The 26,110-nt window shown below is 66.7% G+C and carries 30 protein-coding genes; 20 read left to right on the top strand and 10 right to left on the bottom strand.

The window, feature by feature from the left end; genetic code table 11:
* Positions 1-161: CbtB-domain containing protein (locus tag CH295_RS10290; RefSeq protein ID WP_094740589.1), on the bottom strand; the 161-nt coding region annotated here is incomplete at its 3' end.
* A 245-nt stretch (positions 162-406) separates the two neighbouring features.
* Between CH295_RS10290 and CH295_RS10285 the strand changes: the two genes are divergently transcribed.
* The 4 genes from CH295_RS10285 to CH295_RS10270 all read left to right on the top strand — a co-directional run bounded on the left by CH295_RS10285 (position 407) and on the right by CH295_RS10270 (position 3,451).
* A complete protein-coding gene (locus CH295_RS10285; RefSeq protein ID WP_037186567.1) occupies positions 407-973 on the top strand; it encodes a histidine phosphatase family protein in 567 nt (188 codons plus the stop codon).
* A gap of 91 nt (positions 974-1,064) precedes the next feature.
* Entirely contained in the window at positions 1,065-1,376 is a 312-nt protein-coding gene (locus CH295_RS10280) for a PE family protein (RefSeq protein ID WP_094740588.1), read from the top strand.
* Positions 1,377-1,451: 75 nt separating this feature from the next.
* Positions 1,452-2,630: a PPE domain-containing protein gene (locus CH295_RS10275; protein WP_252341994.1), complete on the top strand. Its 1,179-nt coding sequence runs from the start codon at positions 1,452-1,454 to the stop codon at positions 2,628-2,630.
* Entirely contained in the window at positions 2,627-3,451 is an 825-nt protein-coding gene (locus CH295_RS10270) for an ESX secretion-associated protein EspG (RefSeq protein ID WP_037186572.1), read from the top strand. The genes CH295_RS10275 and CH295_RS10270 overlap by 4 nt, the downstream gene beginning before the upstream one ends.
* Here CH295_RS10270 and CH295_RS10265 read toward each other — a convergent pair.
* From CH295_RS10265 to CH295_RS10255, 3 genes are read right to left on the bottom strand one after another with little or no spacing between them, the layout of a single operon-like run.
* On the bottom strand, positions 3,448-4,113 hold the full coding sequence (locus CH295_RS10265) for a histidine phosphatase family protein (protein ID WP_094740586.1): 666 nt from the start codon (positions 4,111-4,113) through the stop codon (positions 3,448-3,450). The genes CH295_RS10270 and CH295_RS10265 overlap by 4 nt on opposite strands.
* Positions 4,110-5,042, bottom strand: coding sequence for a prephenate dehydratase (pheA, locus tag CH295_RS10260; RefSeq protein ID WP_037186577.1), 933 nt, complete (start codon positions 5,040-5,042; stop codon positions 4,110-4,112). The genes CH295_RS10265 and pheA overlap by 4 nt, the downstream gene beginning before the upstream one ends.
* 9 nt (positions 5,043-5,051) lie before the next feature.
* Entirely contained in the window at positions 5,052-5,774 is a 723-nt protein-coding gene (locus tag CH295_RS10255; RefSeq protein ID WP_094633462.1) for a hypothetical protein, read from the bottom strand.
* A 229-nt stretch (positions 5,775-6,003) separates the two neighbouring features.
* On the opposite strand from CH295_RS10255, the gene CH295_RS10250 reads away from it, so the two are divergent.
* The 5 genes from CH295_RS10250 to CH295_RS10230 all read left to right on the top strand — a co-directional run bounded on the left by CH295_RS10250 (position 6,004) and on the right by CH295_RS10230 (position 10,583).
* On the top strand, positions 6,004-6,774 hold the full coding sequence (locus CH295_RS10250) for a DUF2470 domain-containing protein (RefSeq protein WP_094740585.1): 771 nt from the start codon (positions 6,004-6,006) through the stop codon (positions 6,772-6,774).
* 34 nt (positions 6,775-6,808) lie between these two features.
* Positions 6,809-7,618, top strand: coding sequence for a CPBP family intramembrane glutamic endopeptidase (locus CH295_RS10245; protein WP_037186584.1), 810 nt, complete (start codon positions 6,809-6,811; stop codon positions 7,616-7,618).
* Positions 7,619-8,015: 397 nt separating this feature from the next.
* Positions 8,016-9,287, top strand: coding sequence for an LCP family glycopolymer transferase (locus CH295_RS10240; RefSeq protein ID WP_256986349.1), 1,272 nt, complete (start codon positions 8,016-8,018; stop codon positions 9,285-9,287).
* A gap of 68 nt (positions 9,288-9,355) precedes the next feature.
* Positions 9,356-9,916 (top strand): ferritin, encoded by a 561-nt coding sequence (locus tag CH295_RS10235; RefSeq protein ID WP_094633464.1) that lies wholly within the window; start codon positions 9,356-9,358, stop codon positions 9,914-9,916.
* A 112-nt stretch (positions 9,917-10,028) separates the two neighbouring features.
* Positions 10,029-10,583 carry a ferritin gene (locus tag CH295_RS10230; protein WP_037186588.1) on the top strand — a complete coding sequence of 185 codons (555 nt, stop codon included), beginning with the start codon at positions 10,029-10,031 and terminating at the stop codon, positions 10,581-10,583.
* Between the two features lie 103 nt (positions 10,584-10,686).
* On the opposite strand, the gene CH295_RS10225 is transcribed toward CH295_RS10230, so the two are convergent.
* The 4 genes from CH295_RS10225 to CH295_RS10210 all read right to left on the bottom strand — a co-directional run bounded on the left by CH295_RS10225 (position 10,687) and on the right by CH295_RS10210 (position 13,806).
* The gene (locus CH295_RS10225) at positions 10,687-11,598 is read right to left on the bottom strand and encodes a DUF5926 family protein (RefSeq protein WP_094740584.1); all 912 of its coding nucleotides are present in this window, start codon (positions 11,596-11,598) and stop codon (positions 10,687-10,689) included.
* Positions 11,599-11,608: 10 nt separating this feature from the next.
* Positions 11,609-12,382, bottom strand: a complete 774-nt coding sequence (locus CH295_RS10220) for a glycerophosphodiester phosphodiesterase (protein WP_094740583.1) — start codon at positions 12,380-12,382, stop codon at positions 11,609-11,611.
* Positions 12,379-13,287, bottom strand: coding sequence for a DUF4328 domain-containing protein (locus CH295_RS10215; protein ID WP_170945851.1), 909 nt, complete (start codon positions 13,285-13,287; stop codon positions 12,379-12,381). Before CH295_RS10215 ends, CH295_RS10220 begins: the two co-directional genes overlap by 4 nt.
* A 168-nt stretch (positions 13,288-13,455) precedes the next feature.
* On the bottom strand, positions 13,456-13,806 hold the full coding sequence (locus CH295_RS10210; protein ID WP_037186596.1) for a rhodanese-like domain-containing protein: 351 nt from the start codon (positions 13,804-13,806) through the stop codon (positions 13,456-13,458).
* A gap of 286 nt (positions 13,807-14,092) precedes the next feature.
* Here CH295_RS10210 and CH295_RS10205 point away from each other — a divergent pair, with 286 nt between their 5' ends.
* Entirely contained in the window at positions 14,093-15,019 is a 927-nt protein-coding gene (locus CH295_RS10205) for an LLM class F420-dependent oxidoreductase (RefSeq protein ID WP_170945854.1), read from the top strand.
* Positions 15,020-15,113: 94 nt separating this feature from the next.
* On the opposite strand, the gene CH295_RS10200 is transcribed toward CH295_RS10205, so the two are convergent.
* A complete protein-coding gene (locus tag CH295_RS10200; RefSeq protein WP_094740625.1) occupies positions 15,114-16,175 on the bottom strand; it encodes an acyltransferase family protein in 1,062 nt (353 codons plus the stop codon).
* A gap of 338 nt (positions 16,176-16,513) precedes the next feature.
* On the opposite strand from CH295_RS10200, the gene CH295_RS10195 reads away from it, so the two are divergent.
* The 6 genes from CH295_RS10195 to CH295_RS10170 all read left to right on the top strand — a co-directional run bounded on the left by CH295_RS10195 (position 16,514) and on the right by CH295_RS10170 (position 21,895).
* Positions 16,514-17,137, top strand: a complete 624-nt coding sequence (locus tag CH295_RS10195) for a superoxide dismutase (RefSeq protein ID WP_037186603.1) — start codon at positions 16,514-16,516, stop codon at positions 17,135-17,137.
* A 204-nt stretch (positions 17,138-17,341) separates the two neighbouring features.
* Entirely contained in the window at positions 17,342-17,869 is a 528-nt protein-coding gene (locus CH295_RS10190) for a hypothetical protein (protein WP_037186605.1), read from the top strand.
* Between the two features lie 207 nt (positions 17,870-18,076).
* The gene (locus CH295_RS10185; protein WP_037186607.1) at positions 18,077-18,781 is read left to right on the top strand and encodes a TMEM165/GDT1 family protein; all 705 of its coding nucleotides are present in this window, start codon (positions 18,077-18,079) and stop codon (positions 18,779-18,781) included.
* Between the two features lie 33 nt (positions 18,782-18,814).
* Positions 18,815-19,999 carry a sensor histidine kinase gene (locus CH295_RS10180; protein ID WP_094633467.1) on the top strand — a complete coding sequence of 395 codons (1,185 nt, stop codon included), beginning with the start codon at positions 18,815-18,817 and terminating at the stop codon, positions 19,997-19,999.
* On the top strand, positions 19,996-21,012 hold the full coding sequence (locus CH295_RS10175; RefSeq protein WP_094740581.1) for a DUF8320 family protein: 1,017 nt from the start codon (positions 19,996-19,998) through the stop codon (positions 21,010-21,012). The genes CH295_RS10180 and CH295_RS10175 overlap by 4 nt, the downstream gene beginning before the upstream one ends.
* Positions 21,013-21,127: 115 nt before the next feature.
* Positions 21,128-21,895, top strand: coding sequence for an SDR family NAD(P)-dependent oxidoreductase (locus CH295_RS10170; protein WP_032397116.1), 768 nt, complete (start codon positions 21,128-21,130; stop codon positions 21,893-21,895).
* Between the two features lie 40 nt (positions 21,896-21,935).
* Here CH295_RS10170 and CH295_RS10165 read toward each other — a convergent pair whose 3' ends face one another.
* On the bottom strand, positions 21,936-23,549 hold the full coding sequence (locus tag CH295_RS10165) for a TM0106 family RecB-like putative nuclease (RefSeq protein ID WP_502694481.1): 1,614 nt from the start codon (positions 23,547-23,549) through the stop codon (positions 21,936-21,938).
* Between the two features lie 109 nt (positions 23,550-23,658).
* Here CH295_RS10165 and CH295_RS10160 point away from each other — a divergent pair, with 109 nt between their 5' ends.
* Genes CH295_RS10160 through CH295_RS10145 form a run of 4 tightly spaced genes read left to right on the top strand, consistent with a single transcriptional unit; the run spans position 23,659 to position 26,110 of the window.
* Positions 23,659-24,309, top strand: coding sequence for a DUF6474 family protein (locus tag CH295_RS10160; protein WP_037186611.1), 651 nt, complete (start codon positions 23,659-23,661; stop codon positions 24,307-24,309).
* Positions 24,310-24,323: 14 nt separating this feature from the next.
* Complete coding sequence (locus CH295_RS10155) at positions 24,324-24,845, top strand: hypothetical protein (RefSeq protein WP_094740580.1); 522 nt, start codon at positions 24,324-24,326, stop codon at positions 24,843-24,845.
* 45 nt (positions 24,846-24,890) lie between these two features.
* Positions 24,891-25,550 (top strand): YcnI family copper-binding membrane protein, encoded by a 660-nt coding sequence (locus CH295_RS10150; RefSeq protein ID WP_094740623.1) that lies wholly within the window; start codon positions 24,891-24,893, stop codon positions 25,548-25,550.
* A complete protein-coding gene (locus tag CH295_RS10145) occupies positions 25,547-26,110 on the top strand; it encodes a copper resistance CopC family protein (protein ID WP_094740579.1) in 564 nt (187 codons plus the stop codon). The genes CH295_RS10150 and CH295_RS10145 overlap by 4 nt, the downstream gene beginning before the upstream one ends.

Raw genomic sequence — 26,110 nt, 5'->3', positions numbered from 1 at the left:
TCGTGCATCAACTCGTGCATGTACATGCCACTGCGGGAGATCGCGCCCTGATCGAAACCGACGAGGTAGAGCACGACGAAGGCGAGCAGGATCGTTGCGGCGACGATGACGGCGAGCGCAGCCGACTCCGTCGCATTACTGGGGGAATGAGTGATTGCCATGGTTGTCCTCCTGGGATATGCGTCCCGTAGTCCCCGCTCGAAAACGGGGACGGCCATGCGATGAACGAGTTTTCTGACTCTCGAATTCGGACATATGCCCGACGTCGATCACAGTGGCGCAACCGCTCCGGATTTTCACCGGATTACCTGCGTACATCGCGTATTACCAGCGAACTGTGGCATCGCTCTGGACTCTGTGTCAATCGCTGTCTCGGCGGACTTCGGCTCGATGCCAGAATGGTCGAGTGACTGCGCCCGTGACCCGACTGATCTTGGTCGCTCACGCGAGAACCGAGGCGATGCGCACCGGCCGGTTTCCCGGCGACGAACCACTCGACGACGCGGGGCTGCGCGATCTCGCCGCGGTGACCGATCCACCCCGCGTCGACCGCGTCCTGTCCGGACCGGAAATCCGGTCGACCTCCACCGCCCGCATCTTCGGCTCGGATGTCTCGATCGAACCCGCGTTGGCCGACATCGACTACGGCCGGTGGTCCGGCCTCGAGATGACCGATCTGCCCGACGCCGACGCGATGGCCTGGCTGGGTGATCCGGCGTTCGTTCCACCGGGTGGCGAATCCCTCGATGCGTTGTTCTCTCGCGTCGGGACGTGGCTGAGTGCTGTTGGATCCACGCCCGGCCGCACGCTGGCGGTGACCTCTCCTGCCGTCGTCCGAGCCGTGGTGGTGTCGGTGTTGGCGGCTCCGGTGTCCTCGTTCTGGCGTATCGACGTCTCCCCGCTCACGCGTACGGCAGTCAGCCGTCGAGGCGGCAGGTGGACTGTCGGCTCGGTGGCCCAGAAGTTCGTCTGAATTTTTTTTCTCGCGCAGAGGGAACCGAACCGAACACGGCGGCGTCCTACCTACCGACAGCGCAAAGTTCTTCGATCAAGGAGCCTCGCTCATGACCGTCATCAAGGTGGATCCGGTGGCACTGCAGCTCGCTGCCTCCGAACTCGATGCGGTCGCCGCTCGCTTGCAGGCGGCTGTCACTGCGACGGCAGTCCCCGTGCGGCCACTGCCACCCGGTACCGACGAGGTGTCGCTGCTGACCGAACGATTCTTCGGCACCGCGGCCGAGACCTTCGGACCTGCTGCAGCGCAGGGTATTTCGGAGTTGCACCGGGCGGCCGAGGAACTGCGGAAACAGGCCGCGGATTACGTGGCCACCGACGACGACACAGCCGGGGGGCTGCCCGGTCTACCCGGCATCTGACGCACCGAACTCGACCGCAGCAAGAATCTCGACACAACGCTCGAACATCATGGGGGCTAGAGGATGACGCTCGGAGTGACAGGTGTGGTGTGGCTGCCACGCACGGCGACAGGAAACTCGACGCGATTGCTCGGGCCCGGACCGGTGCCGTTGCACGTCGCCGGTGGCGCGTGGGGGTCGGTCGCCGCGGCATTCACCGAGGCATCGGCGAGTATCGCCGCCGTCGCCGCGGCTCTGACCGCAGGCTGGGAGGGCGAGTCGGCTCTGCTCGCTCAGGCTGCGCTCGGCCGTTTCGCGACCTGGACCGCCGCCACGGCAGTCAAGGCGGCGGCGCTCTCGGTCGAGGCCCCGGCCGCAGGCACCTCGTACGGTGTCGCGTTGGCGACCATGCCCTCGCTCGTCGAAATCGGAGCCGTGCAGGCCGCGAAGGTCACCGCCGCCTCGACCGGTGGCGTGATGAACGGCAGCTACGAGGCGGCCGAGGTGGCCGACCGACTGCTCGACATCCGCGCCGCGATGGTGATGGAGGGCTTCGAGCTGGTCTCCTCGCACCGCATCGTCAAGACCACGTTCGATCAGCCGCCGGCCATCGTCTCCGATTCCGGGAGCGGGCTCGGCAGATTCGCGAACGGCGCGCTGATGACGTCTCCGGTTCAGGCCGCGATCGGCGGCTTGATGGCCGCAACCCAGAACCCCGGCGTCGCCGCGGCGGCGGGTCAGCTCGGCAGTGCTGCCACCTCCATCGCCGGTACCGGCGTGTCGACCGTGGCCACCGCCGCGTCCAACATCGGGTCCAGTGCACTGTCCGGCGGATCAGGAGCAAGCGGCGGTCACGGTGTTGCATCCGGTGGTTCGGCCTCTCCTGCCGTCGGCCCGGCGTCCACACGTCCGGTGTCGTTCGGCGGAGGGGCGGGTGGAGCAGGCGGGCTCGGCGGTGGCGTCGGAATACCCGGTTCCACATTGGGTCCCACAGGTGGTGGCTCGATGCCGGCCGGTGCAGCCCAGAGCGGTCCGACCGCATTCGGCCCACCAGCCTCGGCCGATGGCGGCCTCGCTCAGCGCGGAACGGGCGCGGCCGGCGCTCCGGCCTCCGGCACGCGCGGGCAGGCCGAGGACGACGAACACGAGACCCCGGACTACCTCAAGCAGTTCGAGCACTTCGCGGACGGCCGCACCGTCGCGCCGTCCGTCATCGGTGCGGATCCGACCCTGCCCCACGCCACCCTGCCCCACACCAGCGGGAACGGCCGTTGATCGACTTGGGAACCGTGCCGGTGGGCCACACATTGCCGATCGCCTCACTCGGTGTGGACGAGATGGACTTCCTGGTCGACGAGCTGTCGATCGCCGAGCTACCCGTCGTCCTGAACGTGTTCCCGCGCTTCGACGACGTTGCTGCACGGGATTCCGCTCTCGAACGTGGCCGTTGCGCCCTCGACTCGGCCGGGCTGTTGGCCTCCGGCCTCGTCCACGAGGATCTTCGGCAGTGGATACGAGTTCTCGAACAACCTCGCTGGTACGTCTCGGCCCGCGTGTTCGACGTCGAGAGCGCCGAGCCCGTTCCGACCACTCGGATCTGCGTGGCATCCGACGATCGAACAACGGTGTCGGCGGTGCGGCGGGACGACGTGGTCACCATCCGCACCGTTCACGGTGATCCGGCCCGAGACCTCGCGTCGACGATCGGCTCGGCTGCGTCGTTCGACCCGGGCAGCATCAACGCGCCGACCGATCTGCTGGCCGAAGCACTCGATGCAGCACCGACCGACGTCGGAGCAACCGCGTCTCGGCTCCGCGGTATCGGCATAGCGGACGACCGCGCCGCGGCCCTGGCGTCGGCGATGGCCACCTGCACCGGCAGAACCGAGATCACTGCCGTCGCCCGCAGACACGGCACCCGCCACGTCGCCGGGAGACCCGTTGCTCTGTTGGACACCAGAGCCGGACGCATCGTCGCCACCTCCACCCTCGCCGCCGACGGCACGTCGTGGAGCTCACTGACCGGCGCAACGGATCGCAGAGTGATCGGCGCCCTGACCGAGCTGATCGCATCGGCCGGTGAGCATCTCCGCTAGCTGATCGGGTTGTCCGCCTTGTCGCTGCCCTTGCCCTCGAACGGCGGCAGGAACGTGCCCCATCTGGCGCAGGACCATCCTCCGTCGGGCAGCGGCAGCAGCTCGACGGTGTGAGTGTTGTCGAGGTGGTTGTCGGCCGCGAACGTGCCCTCGACGCCCGCCAGCACCGCCGCGACCAGTCGGATTGCGGCACCGTGGCTGACGACGACGACATCGCCTGCCGTGTCGTCACTCAGGTACTGCGCACGGAGAGTGTCGAGCACCGGGACGTACCGCTCCAGCACCGAATGTCCGCTGTCGCCTCCGGGCACTGTCGCCGCCAGATCTCCGGCATGCCAGCGACTGAAGATCTCGGTGAATTCGCGGTGCGCATCCGCATCGTCGCGGTCCTCCAGATCTCCTGCGAAGGTCTCCTGGATTCCCTCGGTCACCACGAGAGGAACCCCGGTCGCGCGCTCGATGTAGCCGGCAGTCTGCTTGGCACGCAACGCAACCGAGGACACCAGCACTGCGGGTGGGCGTCCGATCCAGGTCTGCGCATACGCGTCGGCCTGCTGGTGCCCCAGCTCGGTGAGCTCGGCTCCCGGCGGTGAGGTGTCCAGTATCTTGGCGACGTTGGCTGTCGTCTGACCGTGCCGGACCAGAATCAGTTTGCCCATCACAGATCACCGCGTCCGGCACGAATGTCTGCGACCCACTGCACGTGTTCGTCGATCGGCGGCGGTACCGAACCGCCCGATCCTGTTGCAGTGGGCCAGGATCCGAGGAACCGGAGGGGCATCTTGCGGTGGAATGCGGCCAACATCTCCGCGACGAGTGGGTCGTCGATGTGCCCGGCACAGTCGATGAAGAACCTGTACGTTCCGAATCGTGAACGGGTGGGCCGTGATTCGATGAAGGTCAGGTCGATGTTGCGAATTCCGAACTCGGCCAACGCTGCCGGCAGCGTGCCCGGGTCGTTCGGCGGCTCGAGCACCACCGACGTGCGGTCGGCGCCGGTGCGCGCAGGCACCGATTGCGGCGCGGTCACCAGCACGAAGCGAGTCCGCGCGCCCTCCACGTCGATGATCCCGTCGGCCAACTGCGGCAACTTCAGGCGCTCACCGGCGAGCCGCGTCGACACCGCAGCATCGACCATTCCGGCCGCAACATCCTCTGCTGCACCGGCATTGGACGACGCCGATTGCACCACGGCGTCGGGCATGGCGGTCTGCAGCCACTGGCGCACCTGATTGAGTGCGATCGGATAGGCGCTGATCGTGCGGGCCGAGTCGAGAGTGACACCGGGACCGCCGAGGATGGTGAAGGCCACCTCGATCTCGGTCTCGGCGACGATCTGCAACCGCCGGCCCTCCGACAGCGCGTCGAGCGTCGGTGGAACCGCTCCCTCGATGGAGCTTTCGATGGGGACCACGGCCGCGTCGGCCGCACCCGATCGCACGGCCTCGAGCGCTGCAGGCGGGTTCGACGCCGAGACCCGCTCGACCGCCCCGTCCAGACCGACCGCGCCGAAGGTTCCGAGCTTTTCGAACTGCGCCAGCGCCATCTCCGTGAACGTTCCCGATGGTCCGAAGTAAGCGATGCGAGGCACGCCTCGAGGTTACGTTGTCGGCGTCTCCGAAGCGATCAAACCGACGTCGACGAGCCGGGCGCGAGCCCGGGCGGCGTCGACGATCTCGATTCCGAGCAGCACCTCGCGCACCGCCTCGGCGGCCTCGGGGATGAGTGCCCGCAGCGCAGCGACGTTCGGAGCAGCAAGGGCCGCGGCAATGTCGTCCCCGCGGAGCGACGCCACCGTCGCCGCAAGGATCGCGAGCACCTCGTCGCCGGAGTCGGCGCGGGCGACGAAGCCCACATCGGCGTGCGAGACCACGGCGAGCACGTCGGCGATGCGGCGCGGGGTGTCGGCGACGCTGATCCCCGGAGTCCGGTGGGCAAGGACGACGGCCTCCGCGGTCTCGGCCACGTCGATCGCGTCGAACATCGGGAAGACGACCAGCGGCGAGGGCAACCGCAGCGCGAGTGCGTCGGCGAGGTGCTCGGCAGGCGCATCGACGTCGAACCGGACGGCCTCGTACCCGCCGGTCGGACCTGCCCGGAGCTCGTCGGGGTCGATGTCGAGATGCACCACGATGCGTCCGTGGTCGTCCGAGTCGGACAGTGCGAGCAGGGTCGACGCCCGGACGACGGGCGGTCCGTACTCGGCTCCACGCGGGGCTCCGGCCAGCGCGTGGGCGTCGGCGCATATCGGCTGCAGCAATCCATGGACGAGCGCGTTCGGGTCGGGTCGGTGTGGCACACCGAGGGTCAGCGGAATCGGCACGCCTACACGGTAGACCCGGGTCCAGGTCGTTCCGCAGGCTCCACTCCCGTGGTCCGGGTCGTTCCGCAGGCTCCACTCCCGTGGTCCGGGTCGTTCCGCAGGCTCCACTCCCGTGGTCCGGGTCGTTCCGCAGGCTCCACTCCCGCGCACGGCCTTGCGATCCTCGCCACACCGCGCTAACTTAGGTTTGCCTCACCTACTCGCCTGACCGATCGCATCGGAGGAGCTCATGCTCGGCGCAACCACCACCACCGGACCGACCACTGCCGAACGCGTACGCAGTGCCTGCATGCGCGCCGAGGGCGCAGCCCTGGCCATCGACGGCAGCGACCCGGTGATCACGTCCCTGCACCACCTGCGACCCAACGGGGAGATGATCCTCGCCGTCCCCACCGACTCCCTCGACCGTGCGGTGACCTGGCAGTCCTCCCGTGCCGGAACGCCCGCCGTCCTCGAACTCACCGATCACGCACCGCTCGCCCTGCGGGAGCCGGTGCGGTCGTTGGTGTGGCTTCGCGGCGATCTACGCCCGGTCCCGGACTCGCTGATGCGCCCCATGGCCGGAGCGGTGGCCGCCGAACATCCGCACCCCGCTCTTCTCGACGTCGGCCACACCACCTCGCTGATGCGGCTGATCGTCACCTCCGCCGTGGTCGCCGACAGCACCGGAGCCGAGCCGGTCGACGTCGACACGCTGCTGGCAGCCGAACCCGATCCCTTCTGGGAGATGGAGACCAGCTGGCTCGAGCACCTCGACTCCGACCACCCGGACCTGCTCACCCAATTGGCCCGACGCCTCCCGCCGTCGCTGCGGCAGGGCCGAATCCGGCCGCTCGGCATCGATCGCTACGGCATTCGGCTGCGGATCGAAGGCGAAAGCGGCGACAACGACGTCCGGCTCGGGTTCGCCGAGCCCGTCGAGGACGTCCTCTCGCTCAGTCGCGCGTTGCGCGTTCTCGCCGGCTGCCCCTTTCTGAACGGACTACGCGCCCGGGGCTGACACCCCCTCCGACGAAACAGGGCAGACTCGTGCGGTGATCGACTTCAAGAGCTGGTTGACGCCACCGCCGCCCGCGAGCACGGCTCCCCCGCCCGACGCCCGCGAACGCACCACCATCAAGGTCGAGATCGCGATCGTGCTGCTGGTGACGTTCGGCCTGAGCGGTATGAGCAGCATCCTCTCGCTCGTCGAGGACGCGCTGCAGACCGCTGCCCTGTCCGATCAGACCGTTGCGCTGAACTCGTCGCGGTCGAGTTTCAGCCTGATCGACCTACTGTTCCAGCTGCTGAGCATCCTGCGTCTGTGCGCCTGGGGCGCGCTGGGGTTGTACCTGCTGTGGCGAGCCGACCTGGCACCCCGAGCGATCGGGCTGGCCCGGCCGCGGCTGAAGATCGATCTCGGTCACGGCGTCGGACTGGCCGCACTGATCGGTGTGCCCGGCCTCGCGCTGTATCTCGTGGGCAACGCCCTCGGTTTCAATCTGAACGTCGTTCCCAGCGCCCTCGACGACCACTGGTGGCGCGTCCCGGCACTGATTCTGTACGCGCTGGCCAACTCCGGTGCCGAGGAGATCATCGTCGTGGCGTACCTGATCTCTCGCCTGCGCAGGCTCGGCCTGAGCGAGAACGCATCCCTGCTGTGCTCGTCGCTGCTGCGCGGCAGCTATCACTTCTATCAGGGCGTCGGCGGTGGAGTGGGGAACTTCCTCATGGGTCTGGTGTTCGGCCGCTACTGGCAGCGCACCGGCAGACTGTGGCCACTGCTGATCGCGCACGCTCTGATCGACATCGTCGCCTTCGTCGGCTACGCCCTCCTGCGCGAACATCTGTCGTGGCTCCCGTGAATCGGGAGTCGAGGAACCCGGTCGTTCGTGCGGCGGTAGGTACAGTCGATTCGTGAACGACGACGATCGCCACGGACGGCACGGCGCGCCAGACCGGCGAACGCCGCCTCCCGGTCGAACGCCGCCACCGGACCGCACCCCACCGAACCGCACGCCACCGGACCGATCGATGCCCAGCCGGCACGGTCGTCCCGATCCCGCGCCCCGGCCTGGCCCAGCGCCCCAACCCGGTCGCGCTGCAGGTCCACCCCCGCACCAGCCGGGTCCACCACGGCCCCGTCCGCAGCCGCCCGGCCACCAGCCGCCCCCGCCACGACCCAACCGCCCACCGCCCGGCCAACAGCCGCCCCCACGTGGATATCGCCCGAACCAGCCGCCACCGGAGGGCACCGAGTTCATCCGACGCGACGGCCGCCCCACTCCCGGGCCGGACGTGCCGCCTCGGCCGGCGCCACTCCCACGCCACAGCCCTCAGCAGGCCTGGTCGCAGGCACCCGAACCCCGATCTGCACAGTCGGATCTCCCGAATTCGACGCGTCAGTATTCACGCCCCCAGGACGATCCACCGGCTCGCACCGGGTATGCGCCGCGTCAGCAGCCGGAGCCGTTCACCGAGGAGCGCAGGCAACCGGCAGCACCTGCGCAGCGTGCGCTGCGACGCCCCGAACCCGCTCGGCCGCAGCGTGATTCACGGCCACCGAAGGTCGCGAAGCCGCGCAAGCGCAGACGCTGGGGTCGACGCTTCCTGATCGTGCTGCTGGTCCTCGTGCTGGGAATCGGCGGTGCCGCCTACTACGTCGACAGCTCGTTGACGCGCGTGGATGCCCTCACCTCGTATCCCGGGCGCATCGGCGACACCCCGGGCACCAACTGGCTTCTCGTCGGATCGGATTCACGAGCCGGCCTGACGCCGGAGCAGGAAGCCTCGCTCGCGACCGGCGGCGAGGTGGGCCCGAGCCGCACCGACACGATCATCCTGATCCACATCCCCGAGGGCAGCGGCGCGCCCACGATGGTCAGCCTGCCGCGCGATTCGTACGTGTCGATTCCGGGCAACGGCCAGGACAAACTCAACGCGGCCTTCGCATTCGGCGGTCCGCCACTGCTGGTACAGACGGTCGAGGGTGCAACCGGTGTGCACATCGATCACTACGCCGAGATCGGATTCGGCGGCTTCGCCGGGATCGTCGACGCGGTCGGTGGCGTCAACGTATGCGTGCAGAATGCGATCGACGATCCGTTGGCGGGCATCAACATCGCCGCCGGCTGCCAGGATCTCACCGGAGCCGAGGCGCTCGGATTCGTGCGGTCCCGCGCGACGGCATTGGCCGACATCGATCGGATGAACAATCAGCGCGCGTTCATGTCCGCCCTCCTGGAAAAGGCAACCAGCGCTTCGACTTTCCTCAACCCGTTCCGGCTGTGGCCGCTGGTGTCCGATACCGCCTCGTCGTTGAGCGTCGACGAGGGAGATCACATCTGGAACCTCGCCGCACTGGCCTGGGCGATGCGCAGCGGTCCGGTGACCACGACGGTTCCCGTCGGCGGATTCCAGGACTCCGACGTCGGAAACGTACTGCTGTGGGACGACACTCGCGCTCCGGCATTCTTCGACGCCATTGCACAGGACCGCGAGATCCCGCCGGAACTGTTGACCGGTGGCCCCTGACTCCCCCGTGGGCAGCCGGTAGGCGGGAGTGGAGCCTGCGGAACGACCCTGAATGTAGGTTGTGGACCATGACATCGCCGTCTGCCCAGCCCGCCGCGACGCCCGGTGCGTCGTTCCACGATCTTCTGCGCGCCCAGGTGCGGCACGAGTTCACCGCATCACAGCAGTACGTCGCGATTGCGGTGTGGTTCGACCGCAACGATCTACCGCAGTTGGCCACGCGCTTCTACGCCCAGTCCGCCGAGGAGCGTCGGCACGCCATGATGATGATCCGCTTCCTCATCGACAATCGGCTCGAGGTCGACGCGTCGGGCATCGACGACGTGGTCACGGCCTTCCAGTCGGTCGTCGAACCGGTGGAATTGGCGCTGGCTCAGGAGTCGACGGTGACCGAGCAGATCACCGCGCTGGCGCGCGCTGCCCGGGCCGAGGGCGATTACATAGGCGAGCAGTTCACCCACTGGTTCCTCACCGAGCAGGTCGAGGAGGTGGCGGCGATGCAGAGTCTGCTCAACATCGTTCGCCGGGCCGGATCGAACCTGTTCGACATCGAGCAGTACGTCGCTCGCGAGATCGGCTCCACGGTGATCCGCGCCACCAATGCCCCGAAAGAAGCCGGAAGGGCGTAGTTTGCGCCCTGCTCAGAGACGACATTTAGGATCGACTGTATTAGGCAACGTTCGCCTCAATAAGGATCGACTTGGATGACAATGCCCTCTGACCAGGCATATTGTCCTGAGCATGAGCGCAGACATCAAGGAAACCAGCCACACCAAGTTCCACGCACTTCTCCGCGACCAGATTCGCAACGAGTTCAACGCCTCGCAGCAGTACATCGCCACCGCGGTCTACTTCGCCAATGTCGATCTGCCGCAGCTGGCGAAGCACTTCTACGCGCAGTCGGTCGAAGAGCGCAACCACGCGATGATGATCGTGCAGTACTTCCTCGATCGCGACATCACGGTCGAGCTGACCGGCGTCGACGCGTCGAAGTCCGTCTTCACCGATCCGCGTGAGGCCATCGCCCTGGCGCTGGCGCAGGAAGAGACCGTCACCGAGCAGATCATCGCTCTGGCGAGCACCGCACGTGAAGAGGGCGACTACCTCGGCGAGCAGTTCATGCAGTGGTTCCTCAAGGAGCAGGTCGAGGAAGTTGCCAGCATGAAGACGCTGCTCAACATCGCCGACCGCGCGGGCCACAACCTGTTCGACCTCGAGCAGTTCGTCGCCCGCGAGATGAACACCAGCGTGGTCGCCGACTCGGGCGCACCCACCGTTGCCGGCGGATCGCTGTAAATTGCACGTCGCAATTTCCCACGAGTAACGCGCGAACCCTCGCGCTCATAGAGGTGGTCGCCCGAACAAGCAGTTCTTGTTCGGGCGGCCACCTTCTCGCGTTCTAGCGCAGAGTGACCTGGCGGCCGCGTAGGCCGTCGCGCGAACGCAACTGCGCCGCCGTGAGCGGAGCGTCGACAGCCAGTGCCTCGCCCAGCTTCTCGCCGAATTCCTTTGTGGGCCCTGCCCATTCGGTCGGGTGCATCTCGGGATCGAGATCGAACACCGGCACCAGCACCCCGTGCGTGCGGAACGAACCGGCGTAGCGCGAGCCCTCACCCAAGTTGAGATCACCCGCAGCGTGCAGGCGCGCGAGGGCGAGCATCACGTCGTCCTCGCTCTCCGGACGAACCCACCGAATGTGCGCCTTGTCGCCTGCATCCACCCACCAGGCCGCGACGACGCCGTCGGCCTCGATTCGCGCCGAGGGCATGATCGCCTGGTTCGCGCGCTCCACGGTGGCAGTCACATCGGCTGCGGGAGTGGCACTTTCGGGAATCCACCAGTTGAAGTCCTGATGGACGGTGATCTCGAGCAGTGCGGACGCGTCGAGCACCTCGGTCAACGCGGGGGTGCTGTCGGTGATCTTCGCGGCTTCGAGCGACTCTCCCGGGGACGCGGTGGATGCCCAGCCGAGCGCGCTACTGATATCTGCTGCAACGTCTTTCGACTGGTTCTGCACCTGCAGGCCGACGAATCCCTCGACGGTATCGGCGTCTTCGCGCACCAATGCCGCGACGGCACCGGGTAGCACCGTGGCCAACGTGATGGTGCGACCGTCCACCGTGATCGGCGCGGTTGCCGTAGCCGACGGGACGAACTCGCGCAGCGCTACCAGGTCGCATTCGGCGGCAAGGCCCTCGAACGGGCGAGCCGTCGCCGATTCGATGCTCGCGCGTTCCGCTTCCCGCTGAGCAAGCTTCGCTGCTCGGTTGCTGTCCTGCTTCGGTCCACTGTTTCTTTTGCTCTTACCCACGCCCGAAAACCTACACGTTCTTCGATTCGAGCCAGGCTCGCGTTCGACCGGGGTGGTTGGTGGCGATCCACCCGACACCGAGCTCGCGGCACAGGTCCACGTCCTCTTTCTCGTCGACGGTCCACACGTAACTGGCCCGGCCGGACGCTGCTGCGCGGTCGATGATGGACGGGTGCTCGCGCAGAGCCCGTATGGACGGCCCGACGGCGGTGGCGCCGACGGTCGTCGCCGCTCCCCCACCGAGGTAGTGCGAGCTGTCGCCCAGGAGCACCGTCGGAAGCATCGGAGCCGACCGCCGTACGCGCCAGACGGCCGACGGCGCGAACGACATGATGACCGCCCGCGAGTGGTCCGCCGACGCAGGTGCGCCGATGCCGAACTTGTGCAGTTCGGCGAGCACTGCGCTTTCGATCAGCGAGCCGTACCGCACGGGATGCTTGGTTTCGATGAAGAGTTTGACCGGCTTGTTGTTCCAGTCAAGGACGAGAGAGATGAGGTCGTGCAACGTCAGGAGTTCGGCGGGTTCGTCGGCGTCGCCGTAGTTCAGTCGGGCGAGGTCGGCGAAGTCCATCTCACTGACGATGCCGGTGCCGTTCGAGGTTCGATCGACACGGCGATCGTGCACGCACACGATATGGCCGTCCTTGGTCAGCCGCACGTCGCATTCGACGCCGTCCGCTCCCTCGCGCAGCGCGAGGTCGTAGGCCGCGAGAGTGTGTTCCTTCTTGGCCGCCGACGCACCTCGATGCGCGACGACCAGTGGCCCACGCCGATCGGGACTCACGACGCCGTCACCGCCTCGGGTTCACGCTCGGACGGCTTCTCCTCGGACTGCTGTTGTTCGGACTGCTTTTCCTCGGGCTGCTGTTGTTCGGACTGCTGCTTCGGCTTCTGTTCGGTGCCGGTGGCGATCACCCAGCGGGTCGGACGCGACATGGCGGATCCGCGCAGCGTGCGGCCTTCGAGTCGGCGCATCACGGCCAGGGTCAGCACGGCCGAGACCGCGGCGACCAGTGCCACGAATGCCGACAGCAGAACTCCGTCGGCGCGGGCCTGGAGGGAATCGCGCAGGTTCCACAGCAGTTGGACGACGACCAGTGCGTTGCTCGCTGCCCAGACGGCCCACCAGACGCGAACCAGTGTCAGTTCGCGGTGCACGTCGGCATCGGCACCGCCGCGGAGCCGGACCACCTCGGTGAGGTAGACCCCTGGCATCACGATGCGGACCAGCGGCAGCATCGACAACAGAAGCATCGTGCGCACCGATCGCGGATCGGTGGAGCCGGCGGCGGTGAAGGCGCGTCTGCGTTGGTCGATCAGCCAGCAGGACGAGGAGATCAGCGCCGCCAGACCGATGAGGAGCGCGCCGACCTGGGCGAAGTACACCAATGCGTCGGACACGGCCAGGGTGATCGGCGAAATCAGTCGCTCGCGGTTGTGCAGCAGGATGCCGTACCGGAACACTTCGGCGAATGCGGCCAGCGTCAACAACATCGCGGTGACGACGACCAGGTTCTGAGCATTCGCGGCGTACCGCTCGACGCGACCGACGCGGCGATCGGCGTCGGGATCGCGCGGGATGTCCCGCAATCCCCAGGTGGGCGTCGAGGCGTAGCGCGGCGTCGGGGTCGGGGATGCGGATCGGCTGCGACGCTCGGATTTTGTCGACGAGGCCGAAGGGCGGGCCACCCATCGAAAGTTTCGGGCACCCTGTGCGGGTGCCCTTGTCGACACCGGTGAGAGAAGCACGCCGTGGCAGCGAGGGCACCAGGTGCCCGGCCGTGCGCCTACAGCCCAGCGGGTGCTGCAGCGGGCACAGACCTGGAACGCCTGAGCGCGTCCCTGCGGTGCCGACATCTAGATGATTCTCGCTTCGTGGGCATCGTCATCGCGCTGGATCGGTCGACCAGCGGCCTGCCAGGCGAGCATCCCACCGTCGACGTTGATCGCGTCGTAGCCCACGCGATTGAGGTATTCGACGACGCGAGCCGAGCGACCACCGGCTTTGCAGACGACGTACACCTCGGATTGGTTGTCTATCTCACCGGCGCGGGACGGAATGTCGCCCATCGGGATGTGGACGGCGTCAGGTGCGTGTCCGGCCTGCCACTCGTCGTCCTCGCGGACGTCGAGCAGGATGGCCGCCGGCGGGAACGGCACCGGGAGACGATCGACGGTGACGGCAGGCGACTGCTCGGGATGAGACACACCTCGATCTTGTCACGCGTCCGCGCGGGGCTGCCACCCGTGTCCTCGCGACCGAAGCGCTGCCTCGCTATGACCTATGTCACTGGAGTCACAGAAGTTATCCACAGTATCCACAGATCGATCCACAGAATCGGGGCTCGTGCCGGTTTCTATCCACAGGTCAAAGCTCCGAGTAGGCCTCGCGGTGTATCGAGTACCAACTGGGCCTGTGGATCGATGGTGATTTGACACAGCCGCCGTCTGCGGTCCTGTGAATCCGCTGTTTAGGCTGGCGAACATGACTTCCATCGAGCTACGCGTCTTCACCGAACCGCAGCAGGGCGCCACGTACGACGAACTGCTCCGCGTCGCCAAGGCTGCCGAGGAATTCGGCTACGGCGCATTCTTCCGATCCGACCACTACCTCGCGATGAGCGGCGACGGCGGCCCCGGCCCCACCGATGCGTGGATCACCCTGGCCGGGCTGGCCCGCGAGACCTCGACCATTCGGCTCGGCACGCTGGTCACCTCTGCGACCTTCCGCTACCCGGGGCCCCTGGCCATCAGCGTCGCCCAGGTCGACGCCATGAGCGGTGGTCGAGTGGACCTCGGCCTCGGTGCCGGCTGGTTCGAGAACGAGCACACGGCGTACGGCATTCCCTTCCCGCCGCTCGGCGAACGCTTCGACCGACTCGAAGAGCAACTGGCCGTCGTCACCGGGCTCTGGAACACGCCCGTCGGCGAGACCTTCTCGCACGCCGGCACGCACTATCCCGTCACGAACTCCCCCGCGCTCCCGAAACCGGTGCAGACCCCACACCCGCCCATCGTCATCGGCGGCGGAGGCAAGAAGCGCACCCCGGCACTCGCAGCGAAATACGCCGACGAATTCAACATCCCCTTCGCCTCGCTGGCCGACACCGAGACTCAGTTCGGTCGCGTCCGCGCCGCCTGCACAGCCGCCGACCGCGATCCCGATTCCCTCGTCTACTCCAACGCCCTCGTCCTCTGCTGTGGCCGCACCGAGGAAGACATCACCCGACGCGCCGCCGCCATCGGCCGCGAAGTATCCGAACTACGGGAGAACGGTGCCGCAGGAAGCCCCGCCGAACTCGTCGACAAAATCGGCAGCTTCGGAGCCATCGGCGCGACACGCGTGTACCTGCAGACCATGGACCTCACCGATCTCGATCACCTCGAACTCGTCGCATCCGAGGTTCTCCCGCAGCTCTGACCCACCAGAAACCGGCCCGCCCGAGTCCACTCAACGTGACATTGACTGCCGAAAAGTCCACTAGATGTCACATTGAGTACCCGGGGGGGCTCGGTCAGGTGGCGGATCGGGCGCGTAGGCGAGCGTATTGGGCGCTGATGTGTCGTGCAGCGGGCAGTTCGATCCATCGGTACATGATTTCGGCGAGTGCGGCGGTACCGGCCAGGAATGCCAGGACGGCGGCGCTGGGGCCCAGGTGCGGTTCGACGGTGGCGTAGATGCGGTAGAGCACCAGGGTGTGGATCAGGTAGATCGCGTAGCTTCGGGTGCCGATCCATCGGATGACGGGCCAGCGGGTGATGGGTCCGTTGTATCGGGCGAGTATCAGGACGGTTCCGGTGACGACGAGCAGTGTCCAGAGGTAGGTGTCGCCCATCCAGAAGGTGTGGACTTCGATGGCGAGTCGGATCACTTCGATCTGCGCGATGACGCCGACGACCACCCAGCGCCAGGTGATCAGGCGTGCCCATCCGAGGTAGGCGATCTGGCCGAGAAACAGGGTGGGGAGTACGCCTGCGACCTTGGTCAGGAACGGGACCGTGTAGGGCTGCGGCAGGTAGAGGTTGTAGACGATCACCAGTGCGCACAGTGCGGCGCCGACGAGTGGCACCACGATGGGCCTGGTGTTCAGTGTCCCGCGCATCGAGATGCAGTAGAGGTAGAACACGATCTGCACGACGAGCGTCCAGGTGACACCGAGGACGGCGACCTCGGGTCGGAGGAAGAAGCCGCCGAGGAAGAAGCTGAGGACCGCCTCGCCGTTGGTGATCCCGGGTTGGCCGCTGAACATCCCGTTGAGGCCGAGCTTGACGAGGATGACGGCCATGGCGATGGCGAACCAGAGGGCCGGGACGAGGCGGGCGAGGCGCGCGACCATGAAGTCCCGACGCGATTGCCGCATGGCGGATCGGGTGATCAGCAGGCCGGTCAGCAGCATGAAGATGCTGACGCCGACGAAGGACAGGTGCAGGTTGAGGCCTGCGTCCTCAATGAGAACGGTGTTGACGACGTCGATCATCCACCAGCCGCCGCCGATGTCGTCGAGCAGATAGAACGAAATGTGTGAGTACAACACCGCGAGGACGGCGATGACGCGGAGGAGGTCGGCACCGTCCATCTGGACTCGGGGTGCGTCGACGCGCTGTATGGAGGCGGACTCGTCGACCGTGCTCTGGCTCGGTCGGTCCCCGTTCACACCCGCGAGTTTAGGTTCCGTTCATGTATTGGACCAATCCGCAGTCGCTCCGCAACTGTTTCGTGATATTCGGAGCGGATTCACAGTCGAACAATTCGACTGCGACGTTCACACGAATTTATTCCGAGAAAAGCATCTCGGTTACAACTGTTGCACTGAGGGTAGGAATGAGATTGGGTTGAACCCTACGAAAGATCCGCAGTAGGACGAACGTGCCCGCATCACACGATGGGTACGGCGTCGTTAGAGAAGGGAACCACGTGTCCGAGTACACCTTGCCCGACCTTGATTTCGATTACTCCGCCCTCGAGCCGCACATCTCGGGCGAGATCAACGAGCTTCATCATTCCAAGCACCACGCCACCTACGTCGCAGGCGCGAACACCGCGGTCGAAAAGCTCGCCGCAGCGCGTGACAACGACGATCATGCAGCCATTTTCCTGCTCGAGAAGAACCTCGCGTTCCACCTCGGCGGCCACGTCAACCACTCCATCTGGTGGAAGAACCTCTCGCCCAACGGTGGCGACAAGCCCGAGGGTGAGCTCGGTGCCGCGATCGACGACCAGTTCGGTTCGTTCGACAAGTTCCGCGCACAGTTCACCGCTGCCGCCAACGGCCTGCAGGGCTCCGGCTGGGCAGTTCTGGGCTACGACTCGCTGGGCAAGAAACTGCTCACCTTCCAGCTCTACGATCAGCAGGCCAACGTGCCGCTGGGCATCATCCCGCTGCTCCAGGTCGACATGTGGGAGCACGCCTTCTACCTGCAGTACAAGAACGTCAAGGCCGATTACGTGAAGGCGTTCTGGAACGTCGTCAACTGGGCCGACGTCCAGGCTCGTTTCGAGGCCGCAACGTCGAAGACCCCGGGTCTGATCTTCCCGTAAGTCTTCGCACCACTCGCTTCACCGACAGCGTCAATGGACCATTGCCCCGCTCAGACGGGTGCAGTGGTCCATTGACGCTTCGAAGGGGGAGCCCGCTGGCACTCTCCCCATCTTGTGTGCCAGCCGTTTTCGCGTCATTCTCTTCCTACCCAACGTCGTGTACCCGGCTTCGAGCCCTGTACCTGTCTGGGAGGAACGATCGAGATGGACGAGCGAGATCTCATCGGTGTTTCACCGTTTCATGCCGCCGGTCTGCTGCGCGGATTCGTGATCTCCGGCCGCTGGCCGGACACCACCAAGGAATGGGCACAGTTCCTGGCCCTCGCTGTGCGGGTGGCCTCGATGCCGGGCCTGTTGGCGACGTCGACGGTCTTCGGGGTGCGTGAGGAATTGCCCGACGACCCCGCGCCGGGGACGGTCGGTTTGGTCGTCGCCGAGGGTCCGGTGATCGGGGATTTCGCGTTGGCTCCCGGACGGTTCGCCGCGCATCAACCTGCGGCACTGCTGATGCTGCATCCACCGTCGGAGACGACCCCTACGCTCCCTGAGTGCGCGGGCGCGGCGTCCGGTTGCGTTCTGCTCCCCGGCCTGCCACACCTCGGGCTCGATCATCGGGCGGCCTGGGTCGAGGCAGAATCCGACGGCACCGTCACCTCGATGGTCAGCCGCGTGGGTCTCGATCCCATCAGTGATCCCGACACCGCAGTTTTGGCGATGCTCCTCGCATCCTGACCGCCGTCCGCACTCGAATTTTCGGGAACCCAAACTTATTGGCGCATTGGACATTTCGCGGCGAGGCCCCTAAAGTCGTGTGCAGCGAAGGGGAGTAGCCCCCAATCATCGTGTCGACATACTGGTCGCTCATTGCGACCCGGCACCTGAACCGGCCAGTTCCGGTGGGCGAGACCTTCGGTCCATTCGACGACCGAGGAGTCTGCTGTGCTGTCCGCATTGTTGCTGAGTTTTGCTGTCATTTTCGTCGCCGAGCTGGGTGACAAGTCCCAGCTCATGGCCATGACGTTCGCCCTGCGCTACAAGTGGTACGTCGTCATCGGCGGCATCACCGTTGCCACCACCGTCGTGCACCTGGTCTCGGTCGCGGTCGGCCACTTCCTCGGGGTGTCGATCCCCACCGAGGCGATATCCATCGTCGGCGGCATCGCGTTCGTCATCTTCGGGCTCTGGACGCTGCGCGGCGACTCCCTGTCCGACGACGAAGGCGCGAAAGCGTCCCGGGTCACCAAATCCGCGTTCCTCGCAATCGCGTCGGCGTTCTTCCTCGCCGAGCTCGGCGACAAGACGATGCTGGCCACCGTCACTCTCGCCGCCGACAACGACTGGGTGGGTGTGTGGATCGGCTCGACCATCGGCATGGTCGCCGCCGATGCTCTCGCCATCGTGGTCGGCGCGGTACTCGGAAAGCACCTGCCGGAGCGCATGATCCAGTACGGCGCGGCCATCCTGTTCTTCGTCTTCGGTGCCGTCCTGTTCTTCGAGGGCCTGATGCCAGGTACCGCAGCCCCGTACATCGCTGCCGGCGCGGTCGTCGCGATTTCCGCCGTAGTCGTCGCCGTGTTCGTCCGGCGCTCCCGCACCAGGGCAGCAAGGGAATCGGAGAAGCAGGACACCATCGAGCGCGCCTGACGTTGGTTTACACTCCTCTCCCGGGAGGGGTGCATGAACGACGACCAGCAGGTGAGCAAGACCGACGCAGCGCACCGTTCGACCGATCGGCTGATCAGAATCTTCGGTCGTTTCGTCGGTACCGGCTATCTCATCTATCTGCTGCTGTTGATCCCGGATATCGCGCGGAGCAGCGAGGTGGTTCCCGGTTGGTGGACTCCGGTCACCGTCGTGGTCGTGTTCGGTAGTGGTTTCGCATTCGGGGCCATCACTTTTCAGCCGAGTATCACCGCCATCAGGATCGCCGGTTCGATCGCAGCAGTGACGTTCCCGATCATGGCCCTGCTGTGGTGGGTGGCCTGGGACGGTGCCACCTTCGACCAGGCCCCGACATTTCTCGCGGCGTTTCCCGGCCTGGCTGCACTCGCCGCCGCCACGGTGTGGCGACCCGTCCCGGCGTTCGTCCACATGAGCGTCAGCGTTGTCCTCGCACAGTTGATGAATCAGGCTGTGCGAGAGCCGTTCCCCCGCAGCAACATCATCGCGGAGATCTTCTTTTCGATGATGTTCTGCACGGTGTTCGTGGCCGCCACGCTGGCGGCGGTACGCACCGGACGCATTCTCGACGCGACGATCTCGACGACGCACGACGACGCAGCCCGGGCGGCTGCGGCCACCGCGCGTGAGGTCGAGCGCGAACGGTTCGACGCGTTGATCCACGACGAGGTCATGTCGTCGCTGCTGGCTGTGGCTCGCCATGGCCGCACGCCCAGCCTGGCCCGTCAGGCCCGCTCGGCTCTGATGCATCTGGATCACCTGACCACCGGCACCGTCTCCGAGACGTTCTCGGCCGACGAGGCTCTGGCCCAGCTTCGTTCTGCCGCAACGACAGTCGACGAGTCGATCGAATTCACCGTGCACGAGGGCGCGCTCGAGCTCACGGAGGCCTACCCGGCCGACACAGTACGAGCCATCGCTGCCGCATTGGCAGAAGCGCTCCGCAACAGCCTGATTCACGCGAGAGCATCACACCGTTCGGTTGCTGTGGAGCTGAACCCGTCGTCGATGCACATCACCGTGCGGGACGACGGCATCGGCTTCGATCGACGTTCGGTGCCGCCCCACCGACTCGGCGTCGCGGTCAGCATCGAGGGCAGAATGCGTCAGCTCGACGGCGGATCGTCCGAGATCGAATCCTCCACCGCAGGCACCATCGTGCGATTGGGCTGGAAGCGATGAACGGCCAGGACATCCGCGATCTGCTGGCGATGAAGTCGGCAGCAGCGTATGCAGTTGCCGGATTCTCCGTCCTCGCCTGCCTGGTGTCCGCATCCGCAACCCTGACCGGGGTGTCTGCAGTGTGGCCCGAATACGCAGCGGTGCTTGCGCTCTCGGCCGCGGTCATCCTGTTGCTCCGCGCGCCGGGTGATCCACCGAGCGCGCGGTCGACCGTACTGATGACCGTATCGGGCCCGGTGGCAGCGGCTCTGGTCTTCGCCGTGCTGCCGGTTCCACTGGCCGGAAGCCTGCAGACCTGGCCGCTGGGAATGTCCGTGGTGGTCTACACCTTCATGTGTGTCCGCGGCCGCACGCCGGCCGCGTGGCTCGGGCTGGCACTGACCATGTCCGTCGCCATCGGATGGGCGGTGGTGACGGGTCAGGGATTTCTGTACGGGCTCTCGTTCAGCGCCATCAACATCGCGCCGCTGTTGATGGCGACGTTCTTCGCGTTCACCATCCGGCCGTTGGCCGCGGCGATTTTTGCGCTGCGTACGCAGTCGACAGTGCGCATCGCGTCCCAGGCCGCGGCGGCGGCGGCGCTGGAAGAACGGGACGCTCGCCTGGCCAGTCTCGACGCGTTGGCCCGTCCGTTGCTCCAACGCATCGCCGACGGTCCCGATCCCACCGACGAGGAAGTCCTCGCGTGTCGGCTTCTCGAAGCCGAACTTCGCGACACCCTGCGCGCCCGCGGTCTCGTTCGGCCCGATCTCGCTCGCGCCGCCAGGTCCGCGCGGGCCCGCGGGGTGGAGGTGATGATGCTCGACGATCGGTCCCCGGACGCACTCGACGACGACGTCCGAGACCGCATCGTGGCCGCTACGGCGAGGGCACTCGATGCCGCAGAGGCAGGCGCGGTGACGGTCCGCCTCCTGCCTCCTGGCCGTCCCGTAGCGGCCACGATTCTGCTCGACGACCTGGGCGACAATGCGCACCGAGTCGAGTACGACCACACCGGTCACATCCGGCGTTGACAGGATCTACGGCACCCGTCGGTACCTGAGGTTCCCCGCCGGTTATGGTGCAGAACGACCACGAGGTCGCTGCCTGTGCCGCGGCCCGTCACTGTGAGCGAAGGGGATCCACGACGTGGAGATTTCAGGAACAGCAGCACTTGTCACCGGCGGGGCATCGGGCCTCGGTGCCGCAACGGCCGCACGTCTGGCCGCCGCCGGCGTCACCGTCTTCGGGCTCGATCTGCCGCAGTCCATCGAGCGTGCCGGAGACAGCGTCCCGGCCGGAGTGACACTGCTCCCCGCGGACGTCACCAGCGAGGCAGAGGTCGAGGCCGCACTGGACACGATCGTCGCATCCGGTGTGCCCCTCCGCATCGTCGTCAACTGCGCAGGCGTTGGCTGGGCCGGCCGCATCCTGTCCAAGAAGGGGCCGCACGATCTCGAACTGTTCCGCACCGTCATCACCATCAACCTGCTCGGCACGTTCAACGTGATGCGGCTGGCCGCGAACCGGATGCAGTCGCAGTCGACCGTCGACGACGCGGGCCAGCGCGGCGTCGTCATCAACACCGCGTCGGTCGCGGCGTTCGAGGGCCAGATCGGCCAGATCGCCTACACCGCCTCCAAGGGTGGCGTGCACGCGATGACCATCACCGCCGCTCGCGACCTGGCCCAGGTCGGCATCCGCGTCAACACCATCGCCCCCGGCATCGTCGATACCCCGATGCTGGCAGGCGTCACCGAGGAATACCGTCAGGGCCTCGAGGCATCGGTGCCGTTCCCCTCGCGTCTGGCGCAGCCCACCGAGTACGCGCAGCTGGTCCAGATGATCGCCGAGCACGACTACCTCAACGGCGAAACCATCCGCATGGACGGCGCAATCCGCATGGCTCCGCGTTAATCACTGACCACTCCGGGTGGCCCCGCCGATCGAGGCGGGGTCACGTGCGAGCGCGCAGGTCCGCCACCGTAGGAATCTCCTTCTCCGCGCGGTCGGACATCCACTCGCGCAACACTTTCGTCGCCAGAACATCGTCCTCGTTGTAGACGAGCAATCGCTCGCGCTGCGTGTGGTCGGGCTCCGCGTCGTATCCGACGGCTTCCCGATACCACCCCATCGACGCCTCGCCGCCGGCTTCGTCGTCCCGCCACGCGAACCCCGCGACGGGCGCAATCTTCTTCAGTCCCTTGCCGTTCGGGCAGATGAACTGATCGCTGACGGCCTGGTAGATGTCCACCCATTGCTCGCTGTCGATGAATTCACGAATCTGCGCCTCGGTGGGAACCCCGGGAACGTCCGCGAAACGGCGGGCCGAATCGAGCAGCCACTTGTCTTCCGCCTGCCGCGAATAGCAGTACGCGGCAAAGGTTTTGCCGCGCGCGGCCGCGTCGGCCCTGGTGTCCATCAGCCAGTTCCAGAACACCGCGAACGAGCGGCCCTCGTCGACGGTCGGCAGCGGATCCCAGGTGACGAAACCGCGATACGACGGCGGCGGACCGCCTGCCTCGGTGAGCAGCGTGCCCCACAGATACGCGCCGTGTTCCTGGTAGCTCTCCATGTCCACGTCCACCTCGACGTCGGCGCGATGCACCGAGACGGTCTCCGAGCGCCGCAGCAACGGCACGTCCGCTCGCCAGGCCAGCGCGGCGGACACCGCGTCGTCGAAGTTCCCGAAAGGCCACTCCTCGGGAGCCGGGCCGGTCCATTGCGCCAACTCGTCGATGGTGCGGACGCCGGCGCTGCGCAGCACATCGGCGCGGGAACCGGACGCGACCAGCGAGACGTCACGAACGGCCTCGAGTTGCGGCTTGCAATCGAACCACCACGAACACGACCGACATTCGCTCACCTGGGAGGGAACGGTGAACGCGATACCCTGGGCCACCGAGAGCCGGTCCGCGAAACGAGTGTCGTATTCGTCGAGGACCGTCGTGAGATCGTGCACCAGCATGCATTCGCCCTTGTAACCCACCGCGCCGCCGACGGGCGTGGCCGTGGCCAGGCCCTCGTGCGCCAGCATGCGATACAGGTGCGCGAGCCTGAGCTGGTCGCGTAGCTGACTGCGCACCTTGCGGGTCTCGTCGATCGACGGAGACCACTGGTCGAGTGGGGTGGTGCGCGCACCGCGGCCGGGGTCGGTGACCTTGTGGTTGACGACGATCACCGGGATGTATCCACCCGCCGGGTCGCGGACGAGCAGTTCGCTGCGACCGCGTCGGCCGGTGTCGCGTTCGAGGGGCAGTACCGCATTCCAGATGCGTTCCACTCCGGCCCGGCAGGCGGCGACGGTGGCGTCGGCAGCGTCTCGGGCGGTGGGTCGGTCGATCTCGGTCCACAGCATCGAATCGTCCACGGCCAGCTGCGCGCGGACGTTCTCACGATGGGCCTGAGCGGCTTCTCGGCGCTGCCGCACCCCGGGGTTCTCGGGTTCTCCGCGCAGCAACGATCCGTACGCGGTGTCGAGATAGAGCCGATGCCGACAGCGCGTCAACGACCCGGCGTCGAGCAGCACGGGCACAGGTGATGTGGCTGCCGCGCCTCGTTGACCGTTCACACTGTTAGACACTAGGTCAGCCCTCCGACAGCCAGGAACGATCACCTGCCCGATAGGGTGTAGGCAACGCACTGTTCCCGCCTAGCAGCACACGTCAGGAGCCTTTTCGATGGGTTTGTTCCGCAAGCGTAAGGGTCGAGCCACTCGCAAGGCAGAGGCCAAGGCGCTCAAGCACAAGGCAACACTCGAAGCGAAGCTGGGCGCGAAGAACGAGCGCAAGCAGTTGAAGTCGATCGCCAAGGCGCAGCGCAAGCTCAGCGCGGTGGAGGCGAAGTCGCAGAAGAACGTCGAGAAGGCCCAGGTATCTGCTCTGAAGGCGCAGCAGAAGGCTGCGGTGCAGGGAACGCTCAGCGTGGCCCAGATTCGCAAGTACCTCGGCATCGCTCGGCTGCTGATCCCGGTGCTGGCCCCCATCCTCTACCGCGGTGCGACGGTCGTGCGCGCGCAGCTGGACAGCCGCAAGGCACAGCAGCTCGGCGTCGCTCCCGACCAGCTCAGCGAGTACACCGGCCACGGCGGCAAGCTCAGCGCCCGCATCGCCGGTGCCGAGAAGTCGCTCGACACCATCGGGGCGCGCCACTCCGATCCCGAGACCAAGAGCTTCGGCGCCGCGATCAGCGAGCGTCTGGACGATCTGACCACCGCTGTCCGCGCGTCCGAGCAGATGCCGCCCGCTCGCCGCAAGACCGCACACGCCGCGATCTCCGCAGAGCTCGACGGCATCGAGGCCGATCTGCTCGCCCGCCTCGGCGTCCGCTGACCCCTGCACAACCGATGACCGACAGCTCAGCCGCACCGCTTCGCGGCGGAGCTGTCGGTATCGTCACCGCGACACTCGCGGTGGCCGCACACGGCATGGCAGGCGGCGGTTGGCCCGACGGTTCCGCACTGGCCCTGCTGATCGTCGTCAGCATCGCTGTCGGTGCCATGACTGCACTGCCCAGACGTTCGACCGTTCTGTTGCTGCCGGCTCTGCTGGCAGGCCAACTCGTCGCCCACATCGCGCTGAGCCTCGGCGGTACGGCCGACATGCACGCACACTCGCTGTTGCCCAGCACGGCGATGGTCGCCTTCCACGCGGCCGCCTCGGTCGTCGCCGGCCTGACCATCGCCGCGGCCGAGCGCCTCTACGGCCCGATCACGTCCATCGTCCGAGCGGTTCTCGCGCTCCTCACTCCCCTGCCCGACGGTTCCGCCGTCGGTCGCGTGTCCATGTCCGTCGCGGTTCCCTCGGTAGACGGTGCCGCTCTCGACTGGGTCATCTCTCGTCGCGGGCCCCCGGTGTCGGCGTACTGACCGACATCCCTTTCCGCACATCTCTGCACAGAAATGACCCAATCCATGAAGAGCTCTCTTTCCCGTGCCCTGTTCGTCTCAGGAGCCACCGTCGGCGCGTTGCTGATCGGCGCAGGTGCCGCGTCCGCACACGTCGTCGTCTCCGCTCCCGACGCCGCGCAGGGCGGCTACTCGGTGCTGACGTTCCGTGTTCCCACCGAGTCCGATACCGCCTCGACCAGTTCGGTCAAGGTGACCCTCCCCGGCCTCAATTCAGCTCGTACACAGCCTATTCCGGGCTGGACGTCCACCGTCGAGAAGGACTCCGCCGATCTCGCGGTGTCGGTGACGTGGACGGCGAACCCCGGTTCCGAGGTCGGACCGGGCCAGTTCCAGCAGTTCCTGCTCTCGGCGGGCCCGCTGCCCGAGCAGGAGACCGTCTCGTTCCCGGCCACCCAGACCTACACCGACGGTGAGGTCGTCGACTGGAACGAGCCGATGACCGAGGACGGTAGCGAGCCCGAACTGCCCGCTCCCACTCTGACTCTCGCCGCGGCGAGCGGCGATGGGCACGGCAGCGCCCATACCGAGACCACCGCCACCACCGAGGCGTCGGCGTCTTCGGAGGACAACACCGCCCGCTGGCTCGCCGGCGTCGGACTCGTACTCGGAGCCGTCGGCGCAGGTCTGGGCATCGGTGCGACGGTCCGGGCGCGGCGCGCATGAGGTCGCTCGTCCTGTCCACGAAGGCGCTGGTCGTCTCGGTCTCAGCACTGCTGATGCTGTTGGTCGCCGCACCGATCGCGTCGGCGCACTCGCAGGTCACCGGTTACAGCCCGGCCGACGGCTCCTCCCTGGACTCGTCTCCAGCGACGGCATCCGTGTCGTTCAACGAGGTGCCGCAGTCGCAGTTCGCCACGCTCAACGTCGTCGGGCCCGACGGCAACATCTGGTCGAAGGGCGACGCCCGCATCGAAGGCCAGAGCGTCGTCGTCGACGTCGGTGAATTGGGGCCGATCGGCGAGTACACCCTCGCGTATCGCATCACCTCGGCCGACGGGCATCCCGTGAGCGGTACCGCGACATTCACGCTGACGCAGGAAGGGTCGGGAACTCCGGGGGCACCGGCCGACGCGTCGGGAACATCCGAGGAGTCCGAGGGCTCGTTCCTCGGCGGCTACGGGAACATCGCGCTGATCGCAGTGGCGGTCCTGGCCTTCGCCGGGGCATTGGGATTCGCCCTGCGTAAGCCGAAAGCCCCGAACAAGACGAAGACCGGGAAGTAG

The sequence above is a fragment of the Rhodococcus sp. 14-2483-1-2 genome (genome assembly GCF_002259405.1).
Lineage (GTDB): Bacteria > Actinomycetota > Actinomycetes > Mycobacteriales > Mycobacteriaceae > Rhodococcoides.
Note: the sequence above shows the minus strand (reverse complement) of the source record. Positions and strands in the feature narration are given on the sequence as shown.